The organism is Paraburkholderia sp. Cpub6 (genome assembly GCF_014201065.1).
Taxonomy (GTDB): Bacteria; Pseudomonadota; Gammaproteobacteria; order Burkholderiales; family Burkholderiaceae; genus Paraburkholderia; species Paraburkholderia tuberum.
On record NZ_JACHDM010000093.1, the window covers coordinates 1 to 1157 of the forward strand.

Sequence of the window (1157 nt, forward strand, 5' to 3'; positions counted from 1 at the left end):
TTGACCGCGCTTAACGCAGGTTTGCGAGTCGATGCCATCGTCATGCAGCCTGCCGGAGCGGCTGCTCCAGCGGCATCAAACGCCACGGCAGCAACCCGTCGATCCGGTTGATGGGATGCTCTGCGATGCGCTCGAACACCGTGCGCAGGTATGCATACGGTTCGATGCCATTCAGGCGTGCCGTGCCGATCAGGCTGTAGATGACCGCCGCACTCTGTCCGCCGCCATCAGAACCTGCGAACAGATAGTTGCGCTTGCCGAGAACCAGCGGCCTGATCGATCGCTCCGCGGTGTTGTTATCTATCTCGATGCGCCCGTCTTCACAGTAGCGCACCAGCGCATGCCAGTTCCCTGGCGCATACCGGATTGCCTTGCCAAGGCCCGACTTCGCCGAGACCTGCGCGAGCGTATGTTCCAGCCAGTCCTTCAGCGTGCCTGCGAGCGGCAATGCCCGCGCCATGCGCACCGACCGCCGGACCTCCGGCTTGCGGCCGCGCACCTCGCGCTCGATGGCATACAGGGCCGCGATGCGGCAGAGTGCCTCCTGCGCTACCGGCGAACGCTCCAGTTCGTACAGGTCGTAGAACTTGCGCCGCACATGCGCCCAGCACGCTGCCTCGATGATCGTGCCATCGCGGTACAGCGCATCGTAGCCACTATAGGCATCCGCCTGCAGGATGCCCGACCAGCCCTGCAGATGCGTACGGGGTCGCTCTCCCTTGCGGTCGGGCGAGTACTGGTACCAGACCGCCAGGGGTGCCCGGCTGCCCGCCGGCCGGTCATCGCGTACGTACGTCCACAACCGCGCCGTACGCGTCTTGCCGCGTCCCGGCTCTAGCACCGGGACGGGCGTGTCATCCGTATCGATTTTTTGCGCCTCACGCACATATCGGCCAACGGCATCCGCCAGCGGCTGCAGCAGTGCGGCGGACTCGCGAACCCACGAGGCTAGCGTGGCACGGTCGAGTTCAATGCCGGCACGAAGATAGATTCCTGCCTGCCGGTACAACGGCGTATGGTCGGCGTACCTGGCAACCACCACCTGCGCCAGCAGGCCGGCTGCGGCCATGCCGCGTGCGATCGGGCGCGACGGCGCCGCTTCCTGGACGACCTTCGCACAACGGCTGCAGCTCAGCCGGGGGCGCACGTGGCGGATC

At 66.0% G+C, this 1157-nt stretch carries 1 protein-coding gene; it reads right to left on the reverse strand.

Annotation, left to right across the window (positions count from 1 at the left end; all coding sequences use genetic code 11):
* Nucleotides 1-40: 40 nt before the first annotated feature.
* A partial coding sequence (gene tnpC, locus HDG33_RS36840) for an IS66 family transposase (protein WP_184041231.1) occupies nucleotides 41-1157 on the reverse strand: 1117 nt, incomplete at its 5' end.